This is a genomic window from Bartonella birtlesii IBS 325, from assembly GCF_000273375.1.
GTDB lineage: Bacteria > Pseudomonadota > Alphaproteobacteria > Rhizobiales > Rhizobiaceae > Bartonella > Bartonella birtlesii.
In genome coordinates this window covers 227,116-231,068 of sequence record NZ_CM001557.1, presented here as the reverse complement: position 1 = coordinate 231,068, position 3,953 = coordinate 227,116, and the positions used below count along the sequence as shown (strand labels likewise).

Below are 3,953 nucleotides of genomic sequence, written 5' to 3'. Positions count from 1 at the left end.
TGGGTTTGTGTATTTACGATTTTGCGGGTTTATAGGAAGGGTATGGGAGAGGTGCTTCTTGAATAATATGGGAAGGGAGTAATATGGGAAGCTGGTGAAAGGCTGGTGAGGGGATAGGTGAGGGGGTGATTGTAGCGGGAGTGTTGGGGAGGGGGAGATTTGTGGTTTTGTGGTTTTGTGTATGTGGGAGCGGCTCTTGTTAAGATTTGCTGGCTGATCCCGTTAGTTGGATGATATGCCCCATTTTGCGCAAGGGCTGGGCAGAACTTTTGCCATATAAATGTACCGATGTGCGGTCTTGTGTGAGAAAATATTTGACTTCATTAAAATTGTTGCCAAGAAGGTTGATCATTTGACAATTGCTGTGGCGGTATGTGCTGCCTAGGGAAAGCCCGCAAATGGCACGGATATGCTGTTCAAATTGTGATGTTACGCACGCCTTTTGTGTCCAATGGCCAGAGTTGTGAACGCGGGGTGCTAATTCATTCACTAACAAACCTCCGTCTATGAGTACAAAAAATTCAATGCAAAGAATACCAACATAATCAAGAGCATCCATTACCGTTGCACTGATCTCTTGCGCTGCCTTTTGTATTTCAAGTGGAACATGCGAGGGTAAAAATGATTTATGAAGAATACCGTTTTTATGTTGATTTTCAGGGCAATCATAAAAAATATGTTCTCCTTGTTTTGTCCGTGCCGAGAGAACCGAAATTTCCGATAAAAAAGGAATAATTTCTTCCAAAATTAAAGGTTGTTCTTGAAAATTCGTGAAGGCTTTTTCAAGCGCTTGCTTATGGGGATGATCTAGCATGATCTGGTTTTTCCCATCATAACCAAAACGGCGGGTCTTTAAAAGACCACGATTGCCTAATGCCGAGAGCCCTGAAAGAAGAGAAGCATAATCATCAATGGCGTACCACGATGCTGTGCCAATGCCTCGATCACGCAAAAATTGTTTCTCAAAAAGCCGGTCTTGTGTGATCTCTAACGCTTTAGAAGAGGGATAAACATTTTTGACCTTCTCTACATATTGAACCGTTTCAAGGGAAAGATTTTCAAACTCATAGGTCACAACATCACACAGTGAAGTAAAACGGTCTAGGGCAGAATTATCATTATAGGGCGCAACAATATGCTCATTTGCTGTTTGTGCTGCTGGACAATCTGCTTCAGGGCAAAAAACAACCGTGCGAAACCCTAGCTCTGCAGCTGCTATGGCAAGCATGCGCGCCAATTGTCCGCCGCCTATTAAACCAATGGTGCTTCCAAAAGGCAACATGGTGCAGGTTTTGGTAGCAGCAGATTTGGATATGAGGGAGCTGGATGTGGATTTGGATATGAGGGAGCTGGATGTGGATTTGGAGGTGAGGGAGCTGGAGGGGCTGAGAAGTTTTGTCATTTTAAACCTCAGTTACCGGAGTTTGCGCAACATTTTCTGTTTGTTTTTGGCGCCAATCTTGTAACCGTTGTGCAAGGCTATCATCGTAAATCGCCATGACTGCTGCTGCTAAAAGCGCTGCGTTAATGGCACCTGCTTCGCCTATTGCCAATGTGCCAACTGGTATTCCTGCTGGCATTTGCACGATGGAAAGTAGAGAATCTTGACCCGATAAAGATTGTGTCTGTATGGGAACGCCAAAAACAGGAAGCGGGGTGAGCGCTGCAAGCATACCAGGAAGATGTGCTGCACCTCCTGCTCCGGCAATCAAAATTTTAAAACCTGCTGCTTTTGCTCCTTTGGCAAATTGGTAGAGGCGCTCAGGGGTGCGGTGTGCCGAAACAATATGCGAAGTATGTGAAATATCAAGGTTCGTTAAAGTGTCCGCGCTATGGCGCATCGTTTGCCAATCTGATTGGCTGCCCATTAAAATCGCTACATCACATGATTGCTTGGTCATTTTATATCCTTTTAAATTGTTTAAGTTCAAGTGTTTAAGGCGATTCATTCTTCTTGTAAGAGTTTATTTTCCCTTTGAAAAGTCTCTTGATAATAGAGTAACAGTTTTCTTAAGAAGATCGAAGGTGCGTAACAGAGTTTATAGGCAGAAGAATTATAGAAATTTGAAGTCTTTTGCTTTTCAAGATGCTGGTCCTATTGATATGTCGCGTATTCTTTCTAAGAAGTGGAAAATATAACGGACTTTATGATGGCAAAAAATAAAAAAACTTCCAAAAAATAGAAAAATTTTCAAATCTATGGTAAATCGCAAAGTAAAATATTGTCGATATTTTTTCACCTGTCCTATTTTTATCAAAATTTTGTATAAAAAAGAGATCTTTAGTTCTTTGCTTCTGATAAGAGGCTAAAAGAGTGATCCCGCTACAAAGAGTGATCCCATTGTGTCGAAACCAGTTGGTGGTGATGTTATGGATGTTTTGAAAGCGGGTGCAACACCCTGGGGTGCTGATATGCGCCAAGGAAAAGCTGTGAAATGAAAAACGGAGCTGTGTGCAGAGCCAATTAGGAGAAATCTTTGTCTTTTATGAGAGAGAAAAACCAAGAATAGAGTTTTAAATATTTAAAGTAGCACTTTTTCGTTTAAATGCAGATTGTTTCAAATCAGAAAGCATGCGTAGATTGCCGTTAAAATGTGCATGATTACTGATGATCCGTGCTTGGGGGCGCATGATGTTAAAAGCTTTTATTGGACTTGGAGTGCGTTGTAAAATTGCTCTTTAGTTTTTCTTGTGGGGTTTTTCCTGTGGGGTTTTTCCTGTGGGGGTTTCCTGTGGGGGTTTTCTTGTGGGGGTTTTCCTGTTGGTTTTTCCTGTGGGGGTTTCCTGTGGGGTTTTTCCTGTGGGGGTTTTCTTGTGGGGGGGTTCTTGTGGTGAGAATTCTAAATCTTTTTAAAAGCAGATGTTCTTCTCTGCTGGAGGCAACTTCCTCATGAAGTTCATCATAAGGGTAGGGGACTCTTGTTTTGTGGAGATATTGGCGTAAAAAAGTCAGTGGAACGCTCAGAATATCGGCAATATTTTTCAAGCGTTTTGCACTCACATGCTTTAAGTCTGTTTCATATTTTTGAATCTGCGCGCTTATACTTAAAGCATGTGCTCATTGTTTTTGAGATATTTTTGGCATTTTTCAGCTAAATTTGCCTAAAATGAATGCTCTTGCCTACAAAAATGTCGTTGAGAGTTTTGATTTGCATTTTAAAGCTCCCGCCAGTTGTGAGCGCCCTCGCATGAGTATTCCGGGGGGTAAAGTACTGAACCTAAATCAGCTTTTTTGCTTTTAGTGTTTGGGAGTAGTGCTTGGGAGTAGCGCTTGGGAGTAGTGCTTGGGAGTAGTGCTTGGAGTAGTGTTTGGGAGTAGCGCTTGGGAGTGGTGCTTGAGAGTAGTGCTTGAGAGTAGCGCTTGGGAGTGGTGCTTGAGAGTAGTGCTTGGGAGTAGTGTTTGGGAGTAGTGCTTGGGAGTAGTGTTTGGGAGTAGTGCTTGGGAGTAGTGTTTGGGAGTAGTGTTTGGGAGTAGTGCTTGGGAGTAGTGTTTGGGAGTAGCGCTTGGGAGTAGTGTTTGGGAGTAGTGTTTGGGAGTAGTGCTTGGGAGTAGTGCTTGAGAGTAGCGCTTGGGAGTGGTGTTTGGGAGTAGTGTTTGGGAGTAGCGCTTGGGAGTAGTGTTTGGGAGTAGCGCTTGGGAGTAGTGTTTGGGAGTAGCGCTTGGATATGGCAAAAGCTTCCCGGAGGCTCTGAGGCTCTGGGATTTGTTTGCATGTTCGAATTTTAGGATTTTAAGATTCAAGCTGATTATTCGCTATATAAGTAAAACACTTAGTAAAACACTGGGTACAAGTATAAAGTCTCAAAAGATTGCTAGTGTTTTTGAATTTACAGAATTTATCCCATTTTACCTACAGCGGTTGCTATTATGGTCTCATTCATGGGGTGGGATGCAATATGGAGGTGTTTGGGCATGTGCGTGAGGGGGCGTGTGCGTGAGGGGGCATGTGCGT

3 protein-coding genes are annotated in these 3,953 nt (G+C 43.0%); all 3 read right to left on the bottom strand.

Annotation, left to right across the window (positions count from 1 at the left end):
* Nucleotides 1–199: 199 nt before the first annotated feature.
* Complete coding sequence (locus tag QWU_RS01145; RefSeq protein WP_026017261.1) at nucleotides 200–1,402, bottom strand: 5-(carboxyamino)imidazole ribonucleotide synthase; 1,203 nt, start codon at nucleotides 1,400–1,402, stop codon at nucleotides 200–202.
* Between the two features lies 1 nt (nucleotide 1,403).
* Entirely contained in the window at nucleotides 1,404–1,901 is a 498-nt protein-coding gene (gene purE / locus QWU_RS01140; protein ID WP_006589734.1) for a 5-(carboxyamino)imidazole ribonucleotide mutase, read from the bottom strand.
* Nucleotides 1,902–2,635: 734 nt separating this feature from the next.
* A complete protein-coding gene (locus QWU_RS10525) occupies nucleotides 2,636–2,986 on the bottom strand; it encodes a hypothetical protein (protein WP_425338960.1) in 351 nt (116 codons plus the stop codon).
* Between the last annotated feature and the right edge of the window lie 967 nt (nucleotides 2,987–3,953).

Bases quoted from the DNA above. Each gene is read 5' to 3' on its own strand.
- QWU_RS01145 (WP_026017261.1), bottom strand. From the start codon at position 1,402: ATGACAAAACTTCTCAGCCCCTCCAGCTCCCTCACCTCCAAATCCACA.
- purE (WP_006589734.1), bottom strand. From the start codon at position 1,901: ATGACCAAGCAATCATGTGATGTAGCGATTTTAATGGGCAGCCAATCA.